The sequence below is a fragment of the Glutamicibacter sp. genome, assembly GCF_032154645.1.
In the GTDB taxonomy this organism is placed as follows: Bacteria; Actinomycetota; Actinomycetes; order Actinomycetales; family Micrococcaceae; genus Glutamicibacter.
The window spans coordinates 50,949-71,801 of the sequence record NZ_JALDXV010000018.1 but is presented as its reverse complement, the minus strand read 5'-3'; the positions used below and the strand labels follow the sequence as shown (position 1 = coordinate 71,801).

Here is a 20,853-nt window from a genome sequence, read left to right as displayed (position 1 = left end):
GAAGCGTTACCGATGTGTTGATGCAGAACTGTTACCGATGTCCCGATACAAAACAGCTTTTGATTAATGAAGTACTAGTCCCGAGCGGTCAAGGTCACGAGAATTGCCTCGGGTGGGCAGGCGATGCGGAAGGGAGCGAAACGTGAATTTCCCAGGCCTGCAGAGACATTCAGGGGAACGCTGTTGCCCTCATGCTCCCAATAGGTCAGCCCTCGGGCACGCCAGGTAGGCAGGTCGCAATTGGAGACCAACGCACCATAGCCGGGGATGCAGACCTGACCGCCGTGCGTGTGCCCGGCAAAGATGACATCCGCCTTCGACGCGGTGAACTGGTCCAAGACCCGCTGGTAGGGGGCATGGGTCAGTGCGATGCGCACGTGCGGAGCCGAGTTGCTGGTGGAAGATCCCTTGGGCCAGCCGGCGAAGTGGTCGCGGGCGATATGCGGATCATCCACGCCGGTCAGATCAAGACGGATGCCGTTGAGCACTGTTGAATACGCGCGGTTGGACATGTTGACCCATCCGGCCGCACCAAAGGCACGGTGCATTTCTTCAAAGGGCAGGGCGTCGCGGTGCGACAGGTGCGGAACGGCGCGGTTGCGCTTGAAATAGCGCATCGGATTCTTGGCCCGCGGGGCAAAGTAGCAGTTGGACCCTGGAACGAAGGCCCCCGGAATATGCATCAGCGGTTCCAACGCCTGAAGCAGCGCCGGAATGCCGTCGCGGTGGCTGAGGTTGTCTCCGGTGTTGATGATGTAGTCGGGGTTCAGCTTCGCCAGGTTCCGGATCCACTGGGTCTTCAGCTGTTGGCCGGGAACCATATGGATGTCCGAAAGGTGCAGGACGCGGATGTCTGCAGCCCCGCGGGGCAGCACCTTCAACGTTTCGCGGCGCACCGCAAATTTCTGGGTTTCATACAGGCCGTAGCCGAGCGCGATGCCGCCCAGCGCCACCGCCCCGGTGGCCAGCAGGGCAGCCGTGCCCGCTGCGTGCCCCAGATGCGAGGCAAAGTTTTTCTGATCCGCCATGACTAGTTTGTCATCGTCCTTTCATTTAGGCCTTTCCGCACAAAAGCCTTCAATAAGTCAATCTAAACCGAAAGGCCGCGTTCAACCAAAGTTAAACGCGGCCTTCGTGAATTTCAGCTAGTCGTCGGACTCGCCGTCGCCCTTACCCTTGCCGTTGGAGCTTCCGCCGTTTCCGTTGCCCTTGTTATCGGAATCGGATTTGCCGCTCTTGCTTGAGGTTTCAGACTTCGAGGAGTCGCCGGAATCGGAGCCGGATTCCTTCGAAGACTTCGAGCTCGAAGACGAATCGGAATCCTTCGAATCCGACTTCTTGGAAGACTTTTCATCGGAGGAAGACTTCTCATCCGAGGATGAGCTTGACTTCTTATCGGAATCCGAGCTGTCCGAAGATTCCTTCTTCTTCACCGCCGGTGCCTTGCGGGCTCCGCCGAGGCTCTTATGCGGGTAGTCGTAGACTGCCTCTTCCATGAAGTCCAACCACAGCGGCGCCGCGTAGGTCGAGGAGTCAACCATCTTCGGGGCACGCTGGTCGTTGATCATCGCCCCGTGCATCGCGTTCTGCGGAGTTTCTGGCTGGCCCTTCAGGCGTCCAACCCAGGTAGCGGTGGAAATGCCGGTGGTGTAGCCCACGAACCAGGTTGAGGTCGCACCGTTGTTGGTGCCGGTCTTACCGCCGATTGGAACATCGATGGTGCCCTTGGCAACACGCGTCTTGGCGATCTTGGTCAAGGTACCGTTCAGGTCGGCTACGTATTGCGGCTCAACCGCCTGGCGGCAGTTGGAGCTTGGAACCTTGTAGGAGTTGCCGGCCTTGTCGGTGACCTCGTTCAGTGCGCGGGGCTCGCAGTACTCGCCCTTGTTGGCGAAGGCCGCGAAGGATGCTGCCTGCTGGAGCGGGGTGATGCTCTTTGAACCGATGATGAAGGACGGTGCTTCAGGGGTGAACGGACCTGGCTTGTGCACGCCGTTCGCATTCTGATCCTGCACACCCAGCGCGTTGATGTAATCGGTGATCGTGCAGAGGTCGACCTTCGACGCCTCGGCAACGGTAGCCGAGTTGATCGACCAGTACAGGCCGTAGTTGACCTTCATCGGACGGGCAAAGCCCTTGGACGCATTGCCGACCTTCCATGGCGAGAAGGTCTGGGCATAGCCCTTCTCGAGGCAGGAGGCCTTCCACTGGAAGTTGCCAGAGTAGTTCTGGCGGCTGGCGTTGATGGTGTCGTACATGCTGTGGCCTTCCTTCAGCCACGCAAGTGTCGTATAAGGCTTCATAGTCGAGCCGCCCTGGAAGCCGCCGGCGCCGCCCTTTGACTCATCGGTGGCGAAGTTGAGCATGGTCTCGCCCAGCTTGCCGGCAGGGTCATAAGTGGTGTTCTGCGCCATGGTCAGGATGTTGCCGGTGCCCGGCTCCACCGAAACAACAGAGGAATAAACGTCGGTGTTCGACTTTGCGGTTGGATCGATCGCCTTGCGAGCGTCCTTGGCTGCCTTCTTATTCAGGTCGGCATTCAGGGTCGTCTTGATCTGCAGGCCACCGCGGTACAGCAGATTCTCGCGGTCTGCCTTGGTCTTGCCATAGGCTTCGTCGCTGGTGATCAGCTTGGTCACGTAATCGCAGAAGTAGGCGTTGTCGCCAGCTGCAATACAGCCCGAAGGGGACTTGCTCTTCTTGAGCTCAAGGTCGGACTTGACCGCCTTGTCGTATTCATCCTTCGTGATCGCACCGGTGCGCATCATATTGCCAAGCACCTTGTTGCGGCGATCCAGCGAACGTTCTGGGTTGTTGAATGGGTTGTAGACGTTCGGCAGCTGGACCATGCCAGCCAGCATGGCCGACTGCTGAAGGTTCAGGTCCTTGGCATCTACAGAGTAGAAGTACTGCGCGGCAGCCTGCACTCCGTACTCGCGTCCCGAGAACAGCACCAGGTTGAGGTAGCCCTCAAGGATCTCGTCCTTGGACATGGTCTTCTCAATGGAGGTCGCGTACTTCAGTTCGCGGATCTTGGCAGCCAGATCCTTCTGTCCCGAAATGGTGCTCTCTTCGGATCCGGTCAACTCCTGGTTATTCACCAACAGGTTGTTCACGTACTGCTGGGTCAGCGTCGACGCGCCCGAACGGGAAGTACCAGCTACGTTGCCGACCACCGCGCGGGCAATGCCCTTGGGGTCGATGCCCTTGTGCTGGTAGAAGCGCTCGTCTTCAACGGAGACGATCGCCTTCTGCATGTAGGGAGAAATGTCGTCAAGTTTCACCGGCTCGCGATTCTGTTCATAGAACGTCGCGATGGTCTTGCCCTTGGCGTCCAAGATCTGCGAAGGCTCCGAAATTGGGAGCGCTTCAAACGAGCTTGGGAGCGCGCTGACAATGTTATTACCGGTGGTCATTCCGGTTTTTGCGAGAGCTGCCACGGGCACCATCATGCCGGCGGTCAGTAAACCACACAGAGCACTGATTCCGAAGAATGCGACGATTTTGCCCAGAGTGGTAGCTGTATCAAAAAAGGGTGACTTCTTAGCTGCCATACCTACTAGTTTACAAGGACGCGCTAACGTATCGAGTATGACTAAATGGGAATACGCCACATTACCGCTGTTGATTCACGCTACAAAGCAGATTTTGGACCAGTGGGGAGATGACGGTTGGGAGCTGGTAACTGTCGTTCCGGGCCCCAACGGAAGCTCTCCTGTTGCATACTTGAAGCGCGAAAAGCAGTAACTTTTCACCACCTAAAAAAGGAGTAAAACCCCATGCAAGAAGCCACTTCTTCGCGTGTCGAAGCTCGTCTTGCCGAGCTTGGACTCACCCTTCCATCGGTAGCAAAACCAGTAGCTGCCTACCTGCCTGCTATTGTGACCGGCAACTACGTTTACACGTCTGGTCAGCTTCCGCTGATTAATGGTGAACTCACAGTCGTTGGAAAGGTTGGCGCGGAGGTATCCGCCGAGGATGCCAAGGCCCAGGCACAGACCTGTGCACTGAACGCATTGGCCGCTATCAAGAGCGTTATTGGTGACCTGGATCGCATCAAGCGCATCGTCAAGGTCGTCGGTTTCGTTTCTTCTGATCCGGCCTTCACCGGCCAGCCAGCAGTCATCAACGGTGCCTCGGAATTCTTCGGTGAAGTACTCGGCGACGCGGGTCTGCACGCCCGTTCGGCCGTGGGCGTTGCCACGCTGCCGCTGGATGCAGCGGTTGAGGTTGAGGTTATCGCGGAATTTGAATAATCCACGACATGATGGCGTTGCGCGGTCCCGCAGGGAGTTTCCCTCGGGGCCGCGCACCGGCATGGTGCGCAGGGTGTTCCCGCTGCCGCCGCATGAAACTGCAGCGGCGGAGAATTGGTTCGCCTTCGGCACACGCACCCCGCGGGCATCGCGCCGGGCCTCCTCGGTGAGCCTCGTGCGCGATAGTTCCCATGGGGTGGACACCTATCTGACTTTTCGGCCCGGAGGATCTCCACTGGGCAATGTAGCCTTTCCCGGGGGCAGCCACGAGGAAAGCGACTGGGCCAACTACACCTGGTATGGACCGAGCCTGTCTGCGTGGTCCAAGCGCATGGACGTGCTCAACCAGCAGCTGGTGCAGGCACACATCGTCTGTGCCATCCGCGAACTTTTTGAAGAGACCGGTATTCTTCTGGCCGGAACCGACGCCCAGTCGGTAGTTGAGATGACCGATCCCGAGGAATGGATGCTCGCCCGCGAAGCAATTGCGGGCCAGGATCTTGGCTTCGATGAATTTCTCAATCGGCGCGGGCTCGGGCTGCGTACCGACCTGCTGCGTCCCATCGCCCATTGGCTCAGTCCGAACTTCGCATTCCGCCGCTTCGACACCTGGTACTTCGCCGCGACCGTCCCGATGCGCCAAGAGCCATCGCTGCTGCGAGGCAAGGGCAAATGGGGCCGCTGGAGCTGCGCCGCCCAGGTGCTGGGAACCCGCAACACCAGCGAGCTGGGGGACATAGTGGGCAGGCCCGAAACCAAGAATTTGGTGCTTTCCGAAATCACCTATCCGGCAGTCGAAATGATGCTTGAGCGCATGGCGGCAGCCAACGGTGTGGTTGCCTACCTCTCACGGGTGCGCTCCTTCGACCTGCAGCACCCCGACCTGCTGGTGCGCGACGGTGCCTACTACCTGGAGGTCACCAGCTCGGCCAATGCCGATACCTCACGATCGTGGCAGATCTCCGCACAGCGTTGAGCGCGAACGAGGTTAAACGAAAAGAGTCGAAATCCAATGAAGGATTTCGACTCTTTTAGCTGTTGTGCCCTAGCGCGAACGCTGGCGCAGACGCTGGATGTCCAGAATCACGACCGCGCGTGCTTCCAGACGCAGCCAACCGCGCTGTACGAACTCGGCAAGCGCCTTGTTCACGGTCTCGCGGGAAGCGCCGACAAGCTGTGCCAACTCTTCCTGAGTCAGCTCGTGCGCAACCAAGATGCCGTCGGTAGCTGGGCGGCCGAAACGGTCAGCCAGATCCAGCAGCGCCTTGGCAACACGGCCAGGAACATCGGAGAACACCAAATCGGCCAACGATTCGTTGGTGCGACGCAGACGGGCGGCAAGTGCCTGCAGCAGCTGGATCGAAACCTCAGGGGAGTTCACGATCGCCTTGCGCATGTTTTCGTGGCTCAAGCCGGCAAGTCGGGTCTCCGACACAGCGGTAGCAGTAGCATTTCGTGGGTGTGGGTCGAATAATGCCATTTCGCCGAACAGCTCACCCGGACCCAAAACGGCAATCAGGTTTTCGCGTCCGTCAGAAGAGGTGCGACCCAGCTTAATCTTGCCCGAGACGATGAAGTAGAGACGGTCACCCTGATCGCCTTCACGGAACACCGATGCACCACGGGACAGATCAACCTCGGTCAATTCTTCGGTTAGCGTGGCGAATACATCATCACCAAGCGACGCGAAAAGCGGTGCTCGGCGCAGTACCTCGATATCCATTAAATCTCCTGTCAACAGTAGTAAGCGCTCACTTCATTGTGCCGTATTCGGTAACAATGTGACAGTTTCCACACGTGGTTTAACCATGAAAATGTTGAAAATCACGCAATTTCGTTCAAAACTCACGAATATCTTCGCAGAAATCCATCAGCTACTAAGGGTACCTTGGATTAATACGGTTTATGCAAATGAAGTGGAGACTTAGTGCTGGGAACATTCAGCTGGCTGGACGTTGTTATCAGCGCTGTTTTGCTCACGTTTTTTATCTTGGGGATTCGCCGTGGTTTCCTGCTCACCGTTGGGGACATGGTCGGCCTGGTTGTCGGCGGCATCGCAGCATTCTTTGCTATTCCTTTGGTATCAACCTTTGCTTCAAACCCCTGGTGGCGTGTTGGCCTGATGGTCGCGGTGGCAGCGGTGTTGATCATCCTCGGTCAGGCGCTTGGGCGGTTCATCGCCACGAAGATCCGCCACTGGATGAACATCGACTTCCTGCGTTCGGCTGACAGGCTTGCCGGCGGCCTGCTCTCGTTGTTGATCACCGCCACCATCATCGGCGCCCTGGCATTCTCCGCATCCAGCATGGGTATCCCGCGCCTTTCGGCGGAGATCGCCAAGTCCAAGATGATCGAAAGTATCCGCGGTCTGACCCCGGACTTCGTCACCTCTGCGATCTCTTCGGCGCGCTCGGCGGTGATGGCCGAAACCATTCCTGCCTTTCTTGAGCCCTTTGCCCCGCCGGTGGCGCAACCCGAAAACCAGACCGCCTGGGAGCCGAACAACATGCAGCTCGCGGCGGCCAAGTCCGTCGCAAAGATCTCCGGCACTGCGGTGCAGTGCGGCGTGAACCTCACAGGCTCCGGATTCGTCGTCGATTACGAACTGGTCATGACCAACGCCCACGTGGTTGCGGGACTGAGCGCCGCCACCATTGAAATCGGGGACGACCAGCTGCGCCGCGGCAAGGTGGTGTACTTCGACCCTCAGGCAGATATCGCGCTGCTGCACGTGGAGGGTTTGGAAGCTGATCCGATTCCGCTGGCCCACCACGACCTGAGCCGCGGCGATGAGGCCGCATTCATCGGCTACCCCGCCGGCGGACCGCAACAGACCCACGGCGCAGTGGTCGCCTCCATGGCAACCGTGTCGATTGCCAACATCTACGGCGAGGACCCCAGCCGGCTCTCGGTCTACCAGCTGAATGCGGAAGTTGCCCAGGGCAATTCCGGCGGCCCGCTGGTGGACGAGAACGGCGACGCCGCGGGGCTCATCTTCGCCAAGTCCCGCAGCAGCGAGGACGTGGGCTTCGCGCTGAGCCTGGAAGAAATGCAGCAGGCGCTGGCCAAGGGCGGCAGCAAGACCACCTCCATCAAGACCGGCACCTGCATCAGCGACTAACTGGCGCCGCTATTTCTGCAGCAGGTGAACCAGCTGCTCAACGGCCAACTTGTATCCGTTGACCCCTGCGCCGATGATGATCGAGCTTGCCACCGGGGAGATGTATGAGTGGTGGCGGAAGGCCTCGCGCTGGTGCACATTGGAGATGTGGACCTCGATGGCCGGCAGGGATACCCCGCTGATGGCATCCGCCAGCGCAACGGAGGTGTGCGTGAAGGCACCGGGGTTGATGATGATGCCCGCCGCGGTGCCCCGCGCTTCATGGATCGCGTCAAGCAGTACGCCCTCATGGTTCGACTGCAGTGCGCGCAGCTGGAATCCAAGCTCGGCGGCGGCGGTGCGTGCCAGCTCCTGCACATCCTCCAGGGTGTCGTGTCCGTAGATTTCAGGTTCGCGGGTTCCGAGCAGGTTGAGGTTCGGTCCGTTGAGCAGCAGGATGGTGCGTGAGGCGTTATCAGTCATGCACTCAATCTATTACAGGCCTCGGCAATCGGCGCGAAGCATGACGAACTTCGCCCCTAGGCCGCTACGTCGCGGTCCGCGTAACCGGTGGCATCCTGGCCCTGCACGGTGATCGTCACCGATTGCACCGAGGGATCGAGCCGTTCAATCAGCGTCGCCGCCATCGAATCAAGGTCGCCAAACCTGTCCTCGTCAAAGGATTGGGCCACCGACACCTCCAGATGGCCCACATCGCTGGCACCCCAGGCGATGAACTGGCGATGGGCAAACCCCGACTGAAGATCCCGGCTCAGGTACTGCTGCGCAGTGCGCTCGTAGGCGGCCCGGACCCGATCGGCCCATTGCTGCCCGGCAATCTGCTTCTCATGCTGCAGCTCAAGCTTCTGCGCCTGCGAGGGCTCCACGGCCGGGGCTGTCTGCTCACTCGCGTCGAACTCCAGCGGGGCGCAGGCGCTCAGCGGCAGCGCCGCCAGCAGGGCGGCGATGATCAACCGCTGGCGCATGAGATTTCCTTTCGGCGGGGCTGTTCAGTAGTTTAGCGCCGCGCGGAGCCCAAAAAGTCAGCGGGCCGCCCACGGCCGGAAAATTTCCCGACGTGAACGGCCCGCTGCAGCACCTGCGCGGCGGCTACTTCTTCAGCGACTGCGCGATCTGGGACATCACCGTGGAATCCGAGAGCGTGGTGGCGTCTCCCACCTCGCGGCCCTCCGCCACGTCCTTGAGCAGGCGGCGCATGATCTTGCCCGAACGGGTCTTCGGCAGCTCCGGAACCACCAGCACGTGCTTCGGCTTGGCGATCGGGCCGATGTCCTTGCCCACGTGGTTGCGCAGGGTGGCCACCACGTCCTCGCCCTCAGCCGGTTCGGTCTGCAGGATCACGAAGGCGACCACCGCCTCGCCGGTGGTGTCGTCCTTCGCGCCGACCACCGCCGCCTCGGCGACATATGGGTGGGCCACCAGCGAGGACTCGATTTCGGTGGTGGACAGGCGGTGGCCGGAGACATTCATGACGTCGTCCACACGGCCCAGCAGCCAGATGTCTCCGTCGTCGTCCTTCTTTGCCCCGTCGCCGGCGAAGTACATGTCATCGAAGCGGGACCAGTAGGTGTCCTTGTAGCGGTCCATGTCGCCCCAGATGCCGCGCAGCATGGCGGGCCACGGCTCGCGGATCACCAGAAAGCCGCCCTCGCCGTTGGCCACTGACTTGCCTTCCTCATCCACCACGTCGATGCTGATGCCCGGCACCGCCACCTGGGCGGAGCCCGGCTTGGTGTGGGTGACTCCGGGCAGCGGCGCGATCATATGCGCACCGGTTTCGGTCTGCCACCAGGTGTCAACGATCGGGGTTGGATGCGCCTTCTTTTCGCCGTTCTTGCCGTTGTTGGAGCCGATGACCTCGCGGTACCACATCCATGCCTCGGGGTTGATCGGCTCGCCCACCGAGCCCAGCACGCGCAGCGAGGACAGGTCGTAGCCGTCCGGGATCTCGCGGCCCCACTTCATGAAGGTGCGGATGGCCGTCGGCGCCGTGTACAGGATGCTCACGCCGTACTTTTCCACGATCTCCCACCAGCGGCCCTGATGCGGGGTGTCCGGAGTGCCCTCGTACATGACCTGGGTGGCGCCGTTGATCAGCGGTGCGTAGGTGACGTAGGAGTGGCCGGTGACCCAGCCGATGTCAGCGGTGCACCAGAAGACATCGGACTCGGGGTGCAGGTCGAAGGTGTCGCGGTGGGTGACGGCGCCCTGGACCAGGTAGCCGCCGGTGGTGTGCACGATGCCCTTGGGCTTGCCGGTGGTGCCGGAGGTGTAGAGCACGAACAGCGGATGTTCGGAATCGTGGGGGACCGCGGTGTGTTCGGTGCCAGCCGCGTCCACGACCTCATGCCACCACTTGTCCAGTGAACCGAATTCAGTGGGTTCGCCGTTGCGCTTGACCACCAGCACGTTCTGCACGGTGTGGCCCGGGGCTGCCAGCGCTGCGTCCACCGCAGGCTTGAGCGGGCTCGGCTTGCCGCGGCGCCAGGTGCCGTCGGCGGTGACCACGAGCTTGGCGTCCGCGTCGTCGATGCGGCTGCGCAGCGCGTCGGCGGAGAAGCCGCCGAAGACCACCGAATGGATCGCGCCGATGCGGGCGCAGGCAAGCATGGTGATGACCGCCTCCGGGATCATCGGCAGGTAGACGGCCACGCGGTCGCCCTTGGCCACGCCCAGGGACTCAAAGGCGTTGGCTGCCTTCTTGACCTCTTCGGTCAGCTGCGCGTAGGTGTAGCTGCGCGTATCGCCCGGCTCGCCCTCGAAGTGGATGGCCACGCGGTCGCCCAGACCGTTTTCCACGTGGCGGTCCAGCGCGTTGTAGGCGGCGTTCAACTTGCCGCCGACGAACCACTTGGCCACCGGAGCTGCCGACCAGTCGAGGGTCTGCGTGAAGTCGGTGTCCCAGGTCAACACGCTGCGCGCCTGATCCGCCCAATAGCCCAGGCGGTCCGCCTTCGCGGTATCGTAGCTTGCCTGCGTGGCGACGGCATTCTTGCTGAATTCCTCGCTCGGTGCGAACGACCGGGTTTCGGTCGACAGGTTATCCAAGGTCTTGGATTCGCTCACGGTGATTTCGTCCTTCCAAGTTGACGCAAATTTTCGCTCTGTGATCAAAGTTACACGCTCTGGGTTGATGGTTTGTGGTTTGTGTCACCGGCCCGCGGGGGATTGAGCGAAATCTGCGCTAAACGGTCACCGGGCGTCGCCGAACTGCACCGGCTGCAGCGGGCCGCCCAAAAGCACAGGCCACGGGCGCTAAAGGTGAAAACTGCGCCGGTTAGTGGCAGGATCGATGCGTGGCACAGAAAGTAAAAGTTGAGACCGAACTCGGGCTGAAGCGCCGGGCCCGCAAGATGAACCGCCTGCTGGCAGACGCCTACCCCTATGCGGTGCCGGAACTGGATTTTGAGAATCCCTTCGAACTGCTGGTGGCTACGGTGCTCTCGGCGCAGACCACTGACGTGCGGGTCAACGCCATCACCCCTGCCCTGTTCGCCAGGTTCCCCGATGCAGCGGCCATGAGCCAGGGGGACCGCTCCGAGATCGAAGAGCTGATCCGACCCACCGGTTTCTTCCGCGCAAAAACCGACTCGCTGCTGGGACTGGCCGCGGCCCTCGTGGAACGCTTCGACGGCCAGGTTCCGGGGAAGCTGGAGGAGCTGGTCAAACTTCCGGGCGTCGGACGCAAAACCGCGAACGTCGTGCTGGGCAATGCCTTCGGCGTGCCCGGCATCACCGTGGATACCCACTTCGGACGCCTGGCCAACCGCTTTGGCTGGACCGATGAGACCGACCCGGTGAAGGTCGAATTCGCCGTCGGCGAGCTCTTCGAGAAGCGCGACTGGACGATGCTCAGCCACCGCTTGGTCTTCCACGGGCGCCGGGTCTGCCACGCCCGCAAGCCCGCCTGCGGGGCCTGCGTGCTGGCCAAGCTGTGCCCCTCCTACGGGATCGGCGAGGAAATACCAGCCAAGGCGGCGGCGTTGCTCAAGTATGAGCTCGCACCCGGGCGCGAGGAACTGCTGGCCAAAATGCTGGCCGGCGCCACGCGCAGGGAACTGCGGGCGGAAGGGTATGGGCTTGACGCATGAGCGCACGCGAAGAACTTGAGCGGGTCATCTCCCGGCACCGCGCCTACGCGGGGGCCCCGCGCAGGCTGCGCAATGACATCAACTTCGCCCCGGAGGATATCGCCGGGGCGCGCAAGGCGGCGGTGCTGATCCTCTTCGGAGCCACCGGGGAACGAGAACTCTCAGGCTCCATGGCTTCCGAAGACCTCGACCTGCTTTTCGTCGAGCGCGCCTCCACCCTGCGTCAACATGCGGGACAGGTAGCCTTCCCCGGGGGAGGGATCGACCCGGAGGACCGCAATCCCGCCGCGGCGGCGCTGCGCGAGGCCTGGGAGGAGACCGGCGTGCAAACCTCGGGGATCGAGGTGCTCGGCTCGCTGGCGGAAACTGAGCTGCCGGTGACGAACTTCTTGGTGACCCCGGTGCTCGGCTGGTGGCACACCGAATCGAAGGTCTACCCGGTGGATCCGGGGGAGAGCGCCGCGGTGTTCCGTGCACCGGTGGCGGCGATGCTCAACCCGCGCAACCGCGTCACCGGTGTGGTGCAGCGCGACGGCCGGAAGTTCAAATCCCCGGCCTTCGAGGTTGGCGGGCACATCATCTGGGGCTTTACGGCGATCGTCATCGACCAGTTGTTCACCGAACTGGGCTGGACCAAGCAATGGGACGCCTCCCGCGAAATCCGCATGAACTAGCTGCTATTTCGCCTCGGCATAGTTTGCAGTGACGGCGATGCTCACCGGGAAGTTCACCGTGTGCGCACCAAACAGCGTGCGTCCGGCGAGCGCCGCGGCCGCCCGGATCATGCCTGCAAGCTCCTCGGCCAGATGCACGGGGCATTCGAAGACGATCTCGTCGTGCACGAAAAATACCTGTCGGCACAACTGGCTGTAGCCCGCCTGGTGGATCAGGTGGCGGGCATGGCCCATCCAGATCAGCGCCCATTCGGCGGCGGTAGACTGGACCACGAAGTTGCGGGTGAAGCGGCCCCGGGAGCGGGCCGCGGCGTCGGCGGCCCGCTGGCTCGCCTCGTCGCGGGTGGAACGCTGGGCCTGCATCCAGCGCTCGTCGGCCGGCGGGCAGCCGCGGCCCAGGAAGCTGTGCACCCCTTCGCCGCGCTCGCCGGCGCGGGCGGCGGAATCAACGTAGTTCATCGCCGCGCCGAAGTTCTTCTTCAGCGCCGCGCCCACCGCCGCAGAGCCGCCGGCCGAGCCGCCGTAGATGACCGAGAGCATGCCCAGCTTGGCATCGCGCCGGTCCTTGACCAGTTGTGCGTCGATCAGCCACTGGTAGAGGTCGTCCTGGGCGCCGGCCTTTTGCAGGTTGGCATCCTGCGAGATGGCAGCGAGGATGCGCGGTTCCAGCTGCCGCCCGTCGGCGACGACGAAGGTGGATCCTGCCGGGGCGCGGACCACCTGGCGGATGGAATGCGGCAGCTGCAGCGCGCCGCCCCCGGAGGCGGCCCAGCGCCCTGAGGCGACGGTGCCCAGCACATAGTGCGGGTGGAAGCGCCCGTTGCTGACCCACTGGTCCAGCCAGGCGTCCCCGTGGGTGCTGGCCAGCCGGGAGAGCTTTTTGTATTCGAGCACCTTGGCCACGGACGGGTGGTTGATGGCCTCCAGCTCCCAGGCGCGCACCGACTGCACCGCGAAGCCCGCCCTGTGCAGGGCGCGCAGCAGTTCCTGCGGAGAGTCGGGATTCAGCCCCGGGGTGTTCAGCGCGGCGCCCACCGCGGCGGCCAGGGCGGCGAGCTTGGCCGGGCGCTGGTGTTCGGCGACCCGCGGGCCCAGCTGTTCGCGCAGCAGCGCCCGGTGCGCGGCCTCGTCCCAGGCCAGGCCCGTGTTTTCCATCTCGCTGGCGATCACCGCGCCGATGGATTCAGCGTTGAGCAGCAGCTGCAGCTTGGCCCGCAGCACCGGATCTGCGGGGAGGGCCGCGCGCTGCGCCGCGTACATTGCCACGAGCTCGTCCAGCGATTCGCCGCTGGCGGGGGTGGAAAACAGGGCGTCCTGGAATTCCGGTTGGCTGCTGGGGGCGGGCGCCCTTTCAAGGTCGTAGTCTTCCAGCGCACCGGCCGCCGGGCTGCGGTGCAGGATGCGCTGGGCCAGTGAGAGCACATGCGCTTTGGCTAGGTAGACATTCTGTGCGGTGAGCAGCTCGCACCAGGGGCTGGTGCGCAGCATGACCCAGCGCGGGGAGTGCGCCAGTTCCAGCTGCTGCACCGCGGCACAGAATTCCTGACGGGTCACGTTCACTGCCGCACCCAGTGCGGCCCCGGAATCTGCGGCGCGCAGTTCGATGGAGGCGAAGCCTTCGGGGTCTGCGGCGATGAAGGCGAGGGTTCCGGGGGTACTCGGTGGCATGCTTCCATTGTGCCGTCGATGTGAGGATATCCCCAGTTCGCCGCCGGGCGGGCCCCGAGACGCGGACCGGCAGCCATGCTCGGAGGATGAAATGGCTACCAACGAAGGTGCGTCCCCAGGACGTTCCGGCAGATTCGAGGTACGTGCCCCGCGGGCTGGACGATGCCCGGGCCCCAGCGGTGTCTGCGCCGGCCGCGGCATCGGAGGCGAATGCGGTGGCGGGCCCGGCCTGCGTCGTGGTCAGCGCCGATGAGCGGCTGGTGGCGCAGTGCGCGGAAATTGCGGTGGCGGCCGCGGTGCGCATCACTCGCTGCGACGCCCGGGAGCTGGGCGGCATCGACGCCCGCAGCCCGGTGTTGTGGGGTGCCGATGCGGCCGCACTGGCCGCCGCATCCGAGCTTCGCTGCGATGTACTGGTGGGCGGCGAGGAACAGGCGGAGCAGCTGTGGGCCATGGCCAGCCAGTTGCCGCTGGCACGGGTGGCGATTCTGCCCGGGGCACGGCGCTGGTTGGGGGAGTACCTGGGGCTGCGCGGGATGCGGGCCGGTCACGGGCATACCCTTGCCCTTCAGGCGACCGTGGGCGGCATTGGTGCGAGCACCCTCGCATTCCTCACGGCCCACGCCGGCACACTGAGCGGGCTGCGCAGCCTGCTGGTCGACCTGGACCCGCATTCATCGCGGCTGTGGCAGCGGATCTGCGCCCAGCGCCCCGGAGGCATCGGGTGGGAGCAGCTGCGCGGTTCGGGTGGTGCGCTGGCGGCCCACCAGCTGCTCGACACCCTGCCGCAGGTGGGAGGCACCTCGGTGCTCTCCTGGGAGCGCGGAGCGTTCGCCGACGGGATCGACCAGCAGCTGATGGCGCGGCTGCTGGCAGCCGCCCGGCAGGGCTTCGATTTCCTGGTGCTTGACACCGGTCGGGCAGGACATCCGCAGGCGCAAACCATCGGCCACTTCATCGATCGGTGGGTGACGCTGTGCGATGCCCCCGGCGCGGCGGCCGGAGAGCATGTGGTGTGCGGGCAATACGGCAGGCCGCGGGGGCAGGAGGAGGGCCGGTGTCTGGGCGGGTTCAGCCGCAGCCCGCGCATTGAAAAGGCTGTGTCGCGGGGACAGCTGATCGACGCCTTCAAGTCGCGGGCGCTGCGTCAGCAGCTGGCCGATCTGCGGCTGCTTCCAGACGCCGCCCACGAACTGCGGAGCGCGGCATGAGCCCGGGGCGCCACCTGCCGGAATCGGCTGTGCTTAGTGCCGGCCCGGGGCTTGATCCAAGGATCCTGAAGTCGGTGCGGGAACGGGCGCTGGCCACCGGAGGTGAGCTCGACGCCATCGCCCTGGCCGGAGCGGTCCATGATTCGGGGGCGGCGCTGGGCTCGACGGGCGCCGCGCAGTCACTGCAGGCGCTGCAGAATGAGGTGTCAGGACTCTCGGTCCTTGAACCTTTTGCCCGTCGTGAGGGCGTTACCGATGTGCTTGTCGACGGCAAGGGGCAGGTATGGACCGATTCGCCGCGAGGGCTGGAAGCCACCGGATTCTGCTTCTCCAGCGCCGAACAGGTCAGGTCGCTGGCGGTGCACCTGGCAACCCTTGCGGGGCGCCGCCTGGACACCGCCAGCCCGTATATGGATATGAGCCTGAACAACTACCGCATCCATGCGGTGATCCCGCCGATCGCCACCGAAGGTCCGCTGATCTCAATCCGCGTGAAAAGCGGCCGTCACATGGAGCTTGCGGCGGTGCTGGAGCACGCCCCGGGCTTTTGGAGGCCGCTGTTGGGCGCAATCCTTGCCAGGACGCAGAACTTTCTCATTACCGGCGGCACCGGCAGCGGAAAGACCACACTGCTGCAGGCGATGCTCTGCGAAGTCCGGCCCGACCACAGGCTGCTGATCATTGAAGACTCCCAGGAACTGCAGGTTCAGCATCCGCACGTCATCTCACTGCAGGCCAGGTCCGCGAATAGCGAATCAACCGGTGCGGTGCAGCTGCGGGATCTGGTCATTCAGGCGCTGCGTATGCGGCCCGACAGGCTGATCGTCGGCGAATGCCGCGGGGCGGAAATTAGGGATTTTCTGGCGGCCATGAATACCGGTCACCAGGGGGCCTGTGGGACCCTGCATGCGAACCACCCCCAGGCGGTGCCTGCCCGCTTGGCCTCCCTGGGTGCGATGGCCGGGTGGAACCTGCAGGCAACCTCCCTGCAGGCAGCCAGCGCGCTTGATCTGATTATTCACATGGACCGTCAGGGGCAGGGGCGGCGCTCGCCGGTGGCCCTGGGCATCCTGGAAACCGACGCTCAGGACCACCTGATGGTCAGCACCCTGATCGACACGTGCTCAGGCACCCCAGCAGGTCCCCGGGCGCTGGCGATCATCGAGGAGAAACTGGGTGCGTCGGTGGCACAGTCGGTCAGCCAGTGGCAGCGCGAGGCAAGGGAAAGCGGTGCGCCATGCTGATCTTGTTGCTCCTGTGCGCCGGACTCTGCCTGTGCTGGATTCCGCACGGCACCCCTGCGGCCAGGGAACGCATTAGCATCGCACGGTGGCCGGAGTACTTCCGCCGTTCCAAGGACGAAGCACAGCAGAATCTGGCAAGGGATGCGCAGTGCCTGCGTGAGTTGGCTGCCCTGCTGCGCAGCGGCATGCTTTTCGACCAGGCGGCACAGGCGCTGCTTGAGGTGCGCAGCGAAGCCAGCCCGATCCTCACGGCGCTGCGCGGCATTCAGGCCCACGCAAAATTGGAGCAGCACCACCACGGCGCACTCGGCGGTCAACAGACCAGCTCGGTGCGCAGGCTGCTGTGGTGCCTGAAACTCTCATCGCATAGCGGGGCCCCGCTGGCCCAGGTTCTGGACCAGCTGGCGCAGGATCTGGAGGCAGACCTGGAGGCCATGCAGTCATTTGATGCGGCCATGGCAGGTCCCCGGGCCACCACCAAGTTGTTGACCTGGCTGCCGATGATCGGACTGGGAGCAGGCTTCATTTTCGGCATCGACTTGCTTCACACCTTGACCACCTCGCCGGCGGCTCAGCTCAGTGTGGCCGGCGGAGTTGTCTTGTGGTCTGTCAACCGCCTGTGGTGCCGACGCCTGCTGTCCTCCGCAACCGCCCAGGCGCTGACATGATCTGGCTTGTCCTTGCCTTGCTGCTGGCGGCGCTGCAGTTGCTCGGCGGGCCTAGGCGTGTGGGCTCCGCTGCGACACCACGATTCAGCGCATCGAAGAACGCCCAGCGGGCCGAAGACCAGCCCATCGAACTCGTTCTCGACCTCAGCGCCAGCCTCATGGATTCCGGGCTCCCGACGACCGAGCTGCTGGATGTCATTGGTTCCAGTATCCCGTCCTGCTCTGTGCTGCGCACGGTGGCCCGCTGCTTGGAACTGAATATGGAATGGGACCGGGCCTTTGACCCGGTGCCTAATTGGCTGCTGCCGCTGAAACACGCGCTGAAGTTTGCTCATTCAACTGGCGCCCCAGCCGCCGATCTATTGCGCAACACAGCGGTGCTGCAGCGTCGGGAACGGGCAGCGAAGGTCGCAGCGCTCGGAGCGCAGTTTGCCACGAGGCTCGTGCTGCCGTTGGGAGCCTGTGCCCTGCCGGCATTCATCGCCCTTGGGGTGGTGCCGCTGATCATCGCGCTGTTCCCGAGCATGCCCTAGAAGTTATACCCACTCCGTAAGAATTCCCACCGGCTGTCGCCCCTGGCTTGCCAAGCTGAAATCACCAGTTTCACCCGCCAAGAAATCATGGGTGAAGAATCCTCCCTTCCGAAAGGCGCACTGATGAAGTCATCACGAGATCAACTGATGAAAATAATCGAAGACGACGAAGGCTCGACCACCGCCGAGTTCGCCATGGTCACCCTGGCCGCCGTGGCATTTGCTGGGCTGCTGATCAGCATCCTCTCCAGCGGCGACGTCCGCGGCATGTTGATGGGATTGATCAGCAAGGCCCTGTCCCTCTAAGCCGATGAACCTCAACGATGATCGTGGCAGCAGCACCGCAGAGTTTGCGGTGCTGCTGCCGTCCATTGCCTTGATGGTCTCGCTGCTGCTGTGCTTTGGGGTACTTGGCATGCAGCAGATCCGGGTGCAGCAGGCCGCGGGAGCCATGGCCCGAGAGCTTGCCCGGGGAGAGGACACTGGCACGGCACGAGCCAGCGGCGCAAGGCTGGCAGGGGAGGGGGCTTCCTTCTCCCTGTCCACGGGAGGGGAGTATTCAACCGTGACGGTGGCCAAGAGCATCAACATCCCCCTGGTCGGTCCGGTCAGGGTGCACGGCACGGCAAGCGTGGCGAATGAACAATGAAGATCAGTTCTCTTTCCGGCGCCCAAAGAGGAAGCAGCACCGTTGCGGTGGCGGGGATCGTGGCCACGGTGCTGCTGCTGGCTGCGGCGGTGCTCGGGTTCAGTGCTGCTGGACGCGCAACAATGCAGGCGGGAACGGCAGCAGACCTTGCAGCGCTCGCAGCGGCTGATACCGCCCGCGGGCTGCGCTCTGGGGACCCCTGTGGCACGGCGGCTCAGGTCGCCGGCGCAAATCATGCCGAACTGAGTTCCTGCCGCATCGAAGCCGACGGAACTACCGTCAGGGTTGCCGTGGACGTGCGGCTGAACTTCTCCGCCGCCGGAATCACCCTCTACCGTGCGCACGCTCAGGCGAGGGCGGGAGCTCCGCCGCTGAATGCGGACTAGAAATGGTGCCGCGGCTGCACATCCTCCAATACGGCGCTGAGCAGCAAAACCGCTCCAGCCTTGTCCAGCGGGTTGTTGCGGTTTCCGCACTTGGGGGACTGGACGCAGCTGGGGCAGCCATGGGTGCATTCACAGGCCTGGATGGCGTCGCGGGTAGCCCGCACCCAGGTGGTGAACTGCTCGAATCCGCGTTCTGCAAACCCTGCCCCGCCGGGCTGCGCATCGTAGACAAAAATTGTCGGATGACCGGTGTCCATATGCAAAGCAGTCGACACGCCGCCGATATCCCAACGGTCGCTGGTAGCCACCAGCGGAAGCAAGCCGATCATTGCGTGTTCTGCCGCATGCAACGCCCCCGGAAACTGGTCGACGCTCAACCCGGCCCGCAACAGACGCTGCTCGGTAAGGGTGAACCATACAGATTTGGTATGCAGATCCCGTGCCTCCAATTCCAAAGGTTCCTCTGAGAGCACCTCGTTTGACGCAATTGACTTGCGTTGGAATGACACCACCTGGGTGGTCACGATGACTTCGCCGAAGAAGATCTGCAGCTCATGGTGCTTGCTGACGCGTTCTTCATCCTCGATCGCTACTGTCGTCAGGTCCCTGGCGGTGGTGTAGTAGTCGGGATTCACCCTGCTGACGAGCACCACGTGGTTTTGCTCGTCGAGTTCCTCAACATGGTAGCTGGCTCCCTGGTGTACATAGATGGCGCCAGGATGCGCCTGATAGTGGGTTTGCGGCGAATCCATGGTGCCCAGCAGTGCACCCGTTTCGGCGTCGATGATGTCGACCGGTCCGCCGCCGTCCGCGCGGATGGAGAACATCGCCGCTGCATGCTGTGGGTGGGTCCAGAACCAACCTGCGGGCCTGCGGCGCAGATAGCCGCGCTGCACCAGAGAATCCAACAGCGCCTCGGTATGCGGCCCGAAGATCTCTAGTTCTTCCGGACGCAGCGGATTTTCCTGGGCCGCGGCGCACAGGTGCCCGCTGAGCACATATTTGTTCTGTGGGTCGAAAACGGTTGCTTCCACCCCAAGGTCGAAGATTGCCTCAGGATGGCTGACCAGATAGGTGTCCAACGGATCCTCGGCGGCGACAAAGATCGCCAGTGCATCCTGTCCTGAACGCCCCGCCCTGCCGATCTGCTGGAAAAATGATGCTCGGGTCCCGGGCCATCCCGCGACCACGACGGCGTCGAGGCCGGAAATATCGATGCCTAATTCCAGCGCAGAGGTGGAAGTGACGCCCAATAGTTCGCCGGAGCGCAGTTTTCGTTCAACCTCCCGGCGCTCGCCGGGAAGGTAGCCTGAACGGTATGCCGCCAGCCTGACCGAAAGGTCCGGTGCGAACTTTTCCAGATGCTTTCTGGTCAGGGACGCGATGGTTTCTGCACCGCGGCGGGATTTGATGAACACGATGGTTCGCACATGATCCGCCATCAGATCGGTGAGGATCGAGGCGCTCTCGGCAATGGCCGTGCGGCGCACCGGAGCCCCGTTTTCGCCGGTACGTTCGGATAGCGGAGGTTCCCAAAGGCCGATGACCAGCTCGCCGGAAGCTGAGAAGTCGTGGGAAACCGCGCTCGCTTCGGCGCCGATCAGCCGGCCGAACGATGCTTCGGGGTCGGAACTGGTAGCGGAGGCCCCAATGAAGATGGGATCGTTGCCATAATGGGCGCAGATTCTGCGCAGCCGGCGCATCAGGTTTGCCACATGCGCACCGAAAACTCCTCGGTAGGAATGGGCCTCGTCGATGATGACGTAGCGCAGGCGTTTGAAGAATCGAGCCCAGCCCGGATGGTTGGGGAGGATGCCGCGGTGCAGCATGTCAGGATTCGTGAAGATGAAGTTCGCATGCTGCCTGGCCCATGCTCGGGTTCCCTGGTCGGTGTCTCCGTCATAGGGGCTGGCTCGCACGCCGGGGACCTTCAAAGCTTCGACCGCGGAGAGCTGATCTGCGGCAAGGGCCTTGGTGGGGCAGATGTAGAGGACTGCCGATTGCGCGTCCGAGTCGTTTGCTGCGCTGTCCCGTGCCCGGTACAGCGCATCGAGCGCCGGCATCAAATACGCCAAAGATTTACCCGATGCGGTGCCAGTGGAGATGATGGTGTGCTTGCCCGAGTGGATCAGGTCCGCCGCCTGCACCTGATGCAGCCACGGTGCCGCGATGCCAAGACGTTTAAAGGTTTCAATCAACTGCGGATCTAGCCACTGCGGCCACGGTGCGGTGATTTCGTCCTTGGCGGGAACACTGCGCCGGTGCATCAGTGCGTCTGGATCATTGGTGCGGTTATACGGATCGAGCAAAGCGCGCACAGACTTCACGGAATTTAGCCTTTCACCACCAAAC

The 20,853-nt window shown here is 63.1% G+C and carries 20 protein-coding genes; 12 read left to right on the top strand and 8 right to left on the bottom strand.

Annotation, left to right across the window (positions count from 1 at the left end):
- Window positions 1-74 precede the first annotated feature (74 nt).
- Both RUH64_RS13775 and RUH64_RS13770 read right to left on the bottom strand, forming a co-directional pair.
- Complete coding sequence (locus tag RUH64_RS13775; protein ID WP_313814125.1) at window positions 75-1,028, bottom strand: metallophosphoesterase; 954 nt, start codon at window positions 1,026-1,028, stop codon at window positions 75-77.
- A gap of 117 nt (window positions 1,029-1,145) precedes the next feature.
- Window positions 1,146-3,554, bottom strand: coding sequence for a transglycosylase domain-containing protein (locus tag RUH64_RS13770; protein ID WP_313814123.1), 2,409 nt, complete (start codon window positions 3,552-3,554; stop codon window positions 1,146-1,148).
- A 225-nt stretch (window positions 3,555-3,779) separates the two neighbouring features.
- Here RUH64_RS13770 and RUH64_RS13765 point away from each other — a divergent pair, with 225 nt between their 5' ends.
- Both RUH64_RS13765 and RUH64_RS13760 read left to right on the top strand, forming a co-directional pair.
- Window positions 3,780-4,256, top strand: coding sequence for a RidA family protein (locus RUH64_RS13765; RefSeq protein WP_313814121.1), 477 nt, complete (start codon window positions 3,780-3,782; stop codon window positions 4,254-4,256).
- A 61-nt stretch (window positions 4,257-4,317) separates the two neighbouring features.
- The gene (locus tag RUH64_RS13760; protein ID WP_396276035.1) at window positions 4,318-5,232 is read left to right on the top strand and encodes an NUDIX hydrolase; all 915 of its coding nucleotides are present in this window, start codon (window positions 4,318-4,320) and stop codon (window positions 5,230-5,232) included.
- A gap of 69 nt (window positions 5,233-5,301) precedes the next feature.
- Here the strand turns inward: RUH64_RS13760 and RUH64_RS13755 are convergent, their stop codons facing one another.
- Window positions 5,302-5,979, bottom strand: a complete 678-nt coding sequence (locus tag RUH64_RS13755; protein WP_313814119.1) for a Crp/Fnr family transcriptional regulator — start codon at window positions 5,977-5,979, stop codon at window positions 5,302-5,304.
- Between the two features lie 204 nt (window positions 5,980-6,183).
- Between RUH64_RS13755 and RUH64_RS13750 the strand changes: the two genes are divergently transcribed.
- Window positions 6,184-7,377, top strand: coding sequence for a MarP family serine protease (locus RUH64_RS13750; RefSeq protein ID WP_313814118.1), 1,194 nt, complete (start codon window positions 6,184-6,186; stop codon window positions 7,375-7,377).
- Between the two features lie 9 nt (window positions 7,378-7,386).
- Here RUH64_RS13750 and aroQ read toward each other — a convergent pair whose 3' ends face one another.
- The 3 genes from aroQ to acs form a co-directional block, all read right to left on the bottom strand.
- Entirely contained in the window at window positions 7,387-7,839 is a 453-nt protein-coding gene (gene aroQ, locus RUH64_RS13745; protein ID WP_313814116.1) for a type II 3-dehydroquinate dehydratase, read from the bottom strand.
- Between the two features lie 56 nt (window positions 7,840-7,895).
- Complete coding sequence (locus RUH64_RS13740; RefSeq protein ID WP_313814115.1) at window positions 7,896-8,342, bottom strand: hypothetical protein; 447 nt, start codon at window positions 8,340-8,342, stop codon at window positions 7,896-7,898.
- Between the two features lie 124 nt (window positions 8,343-8,466).
- Window positions 8,467-10,443, bottom strand: coding sequence for an acetate--CoA ligase (acs, locus tag RUH64_RS13735; protein WP_396276034.1), 1,977 nt, complete (start codon window positions 10,441-10,443; stop codon window positions 8,467-8,469).
- A gap of 230 nt (window positions 10,444-10,673) precedes the next feature.
- Between acs and nth the strand changes: the two genes are divergently transcribed.
- The gene (gene nth / locus RUH64_RS13730) at window positions 10,674-11,468 is read left to right on the top strand and encodes an endonuclease III (RefSeq protein ID WP_313814114.1); all 795 of its coding nucleotides are present in this window, start codon (window positions 10,674-10,676) and stop codon (window positions 11,466-11,468) included.
- Window positions 11,465-12,142 carry a CoA pyrophosphatase gene (locus RUH64_RS13725; RefSeq protein ID WP_313814113.1) on the top strand — a complete coding sequence of 226 codons (678 nt, stop codon included), beginning with the start codon at window positions 11,465-11,467 and terminating at the stop codon, window positions 12,140-12,142. The genes nth and RUH64_RS13725 overlap by 4 nt, the downstream gene beginning before the upstream one ends.
- 3 nt (window positions 12,143-12,145) lie before the next feature.
- Here the strand turns inward: RUH64_RS13725 and RUH64_RS13720 are convergent, their stop codons facing one another.
- On the bottom strand, window positions 12,146-13,810 hold the full coding sequence (locus tag RUH64_RS13720; RefSeq protein WP_313814112.1) for a bifunctional 3'-5' exonuclease/DNA polymerase: 1,665 nt from the start codon (window positions 13,808-13,810) through the stop codon (window positions 12,146-12,148).
- Between the two features lie 86 nt (window positions 13,811-13,896).
- On the opposite strand from RUH64_RS13720, the gene RUH64_RS13715 reads away from it, so the two are divergent.
- The 7 genes from RUH64_RS13715 to RUH64_RS13685 all read left to right on the top strand — a co-directional run bounded on the left by RUH64_RS13715 (window position 13,897) and on the right by RUH64_RS13685 (window position 18,501).
- The gene (locus RUH64_RS13715) at window positions 13,897-15,021 is read left to right on the top strand and encodes a hypothetical protein (RefSeq protein ID WP_313814111.1); all 1,125 of its coding nucleotides are present in this window, start codon (window positions 13,897-13,899) and stop codon (window positions 15,019-15,021) included.
- Entirely contained in the window at window positions 15,018-16,265 is a 1,248-nt protein-coding gene (locus tag RUH64_RS13710) for a TadA family conjugal transfer-associated ATPase (RefSeq protein WP_313814110.1), read from the top strand. Before RUH64_RS13715 ends, RUH64_RS13710 begins: the two co-directional genes overlap by 4 nt.
- A complete protein-coding gene (locus tag RUH64_RS13705) occupies window positions 16,259-16,933 on the top strand; it encodes a type II secretion system F family protein (RefSeq protein WP_313814109.1) in 675 nt (224 codons plus the stop codon). Before RUH64_RS13710 ends, RUH64_RS13705 begins: the two co-directional genes overlap by 7 nt.
- Window positions 16,930-17,466 (top strand): type II secretion system F family protein, encoded by a 537-nt coding sequence (locus RUH64_RS13700; protein WP_313814108.1) that lies wholly within the window; start codon window positions 16,930-16,932, stop codon window positions 17,464-17,466. Before RUH64_RS13705 ends, RUH64_RS13700 begins: the two co-directional genes overlap by 4 nt.
- 123 nt (window positions 17,467-17,589) lie before the next feature.
- Complete coding sequence (locus tag RUH64_RS13695) at window positions 17,590-17,772, top strand: DUF4244 domain-containing protein (RefSeq protein WP_313814107.1); 183 nt, start codon at window positions 17,590-17,592, stop codon at window positions 17,770-17,772.
- Between the two features lie 4 nt (window positions 17,773-17,776).
- Window positions 17,777-18,115: a TadE family type IV pilus minor pilin gene (locus RUH64_RS13690; protein ID WP_313814106.1), complete on the top strand. Its 339-nt coding sequence runs from the start codon at window positions 17,777-17,779 to the stop codon at window positions 18,113-18,115.
- Window positions 18,112-18,501, top strand: a complete 390-nt coding sequence (locus tag RUH64_RS13685; RefSeq protein ID WP_313814105.1) for an Rv3654c family TadE-like protein — start codon at window positions 18,112-18,114, stop codon at window positions 18,499-18,501. Before RUH64_RS13690 ends, RUH64_RS13685 begins: the two co-directional genes overlap by 4 nt.
- Here the strand turns inward: RUH64_RS13685 and RUH64_RS13680 are convergent.
- Window positions 18,498-20,828 (bottom strand): DEAD/DEAH box helicase, encoded by a 2,331-nt coding sequence (locus RUH64_RS13680; RefSeq protein ID WP_396276033.1) that lies wholly within the window; start codon window positions 20,826-20,828, stop codon window positions 18,498-18,500. The two genes, RUH64_RS13685 and RUH64_RS13680, sit on opposite strands and share 4 nt — an antisense overlap.
- Window positions 20,829-20,853: the final 25 nt, after the last annotated feature.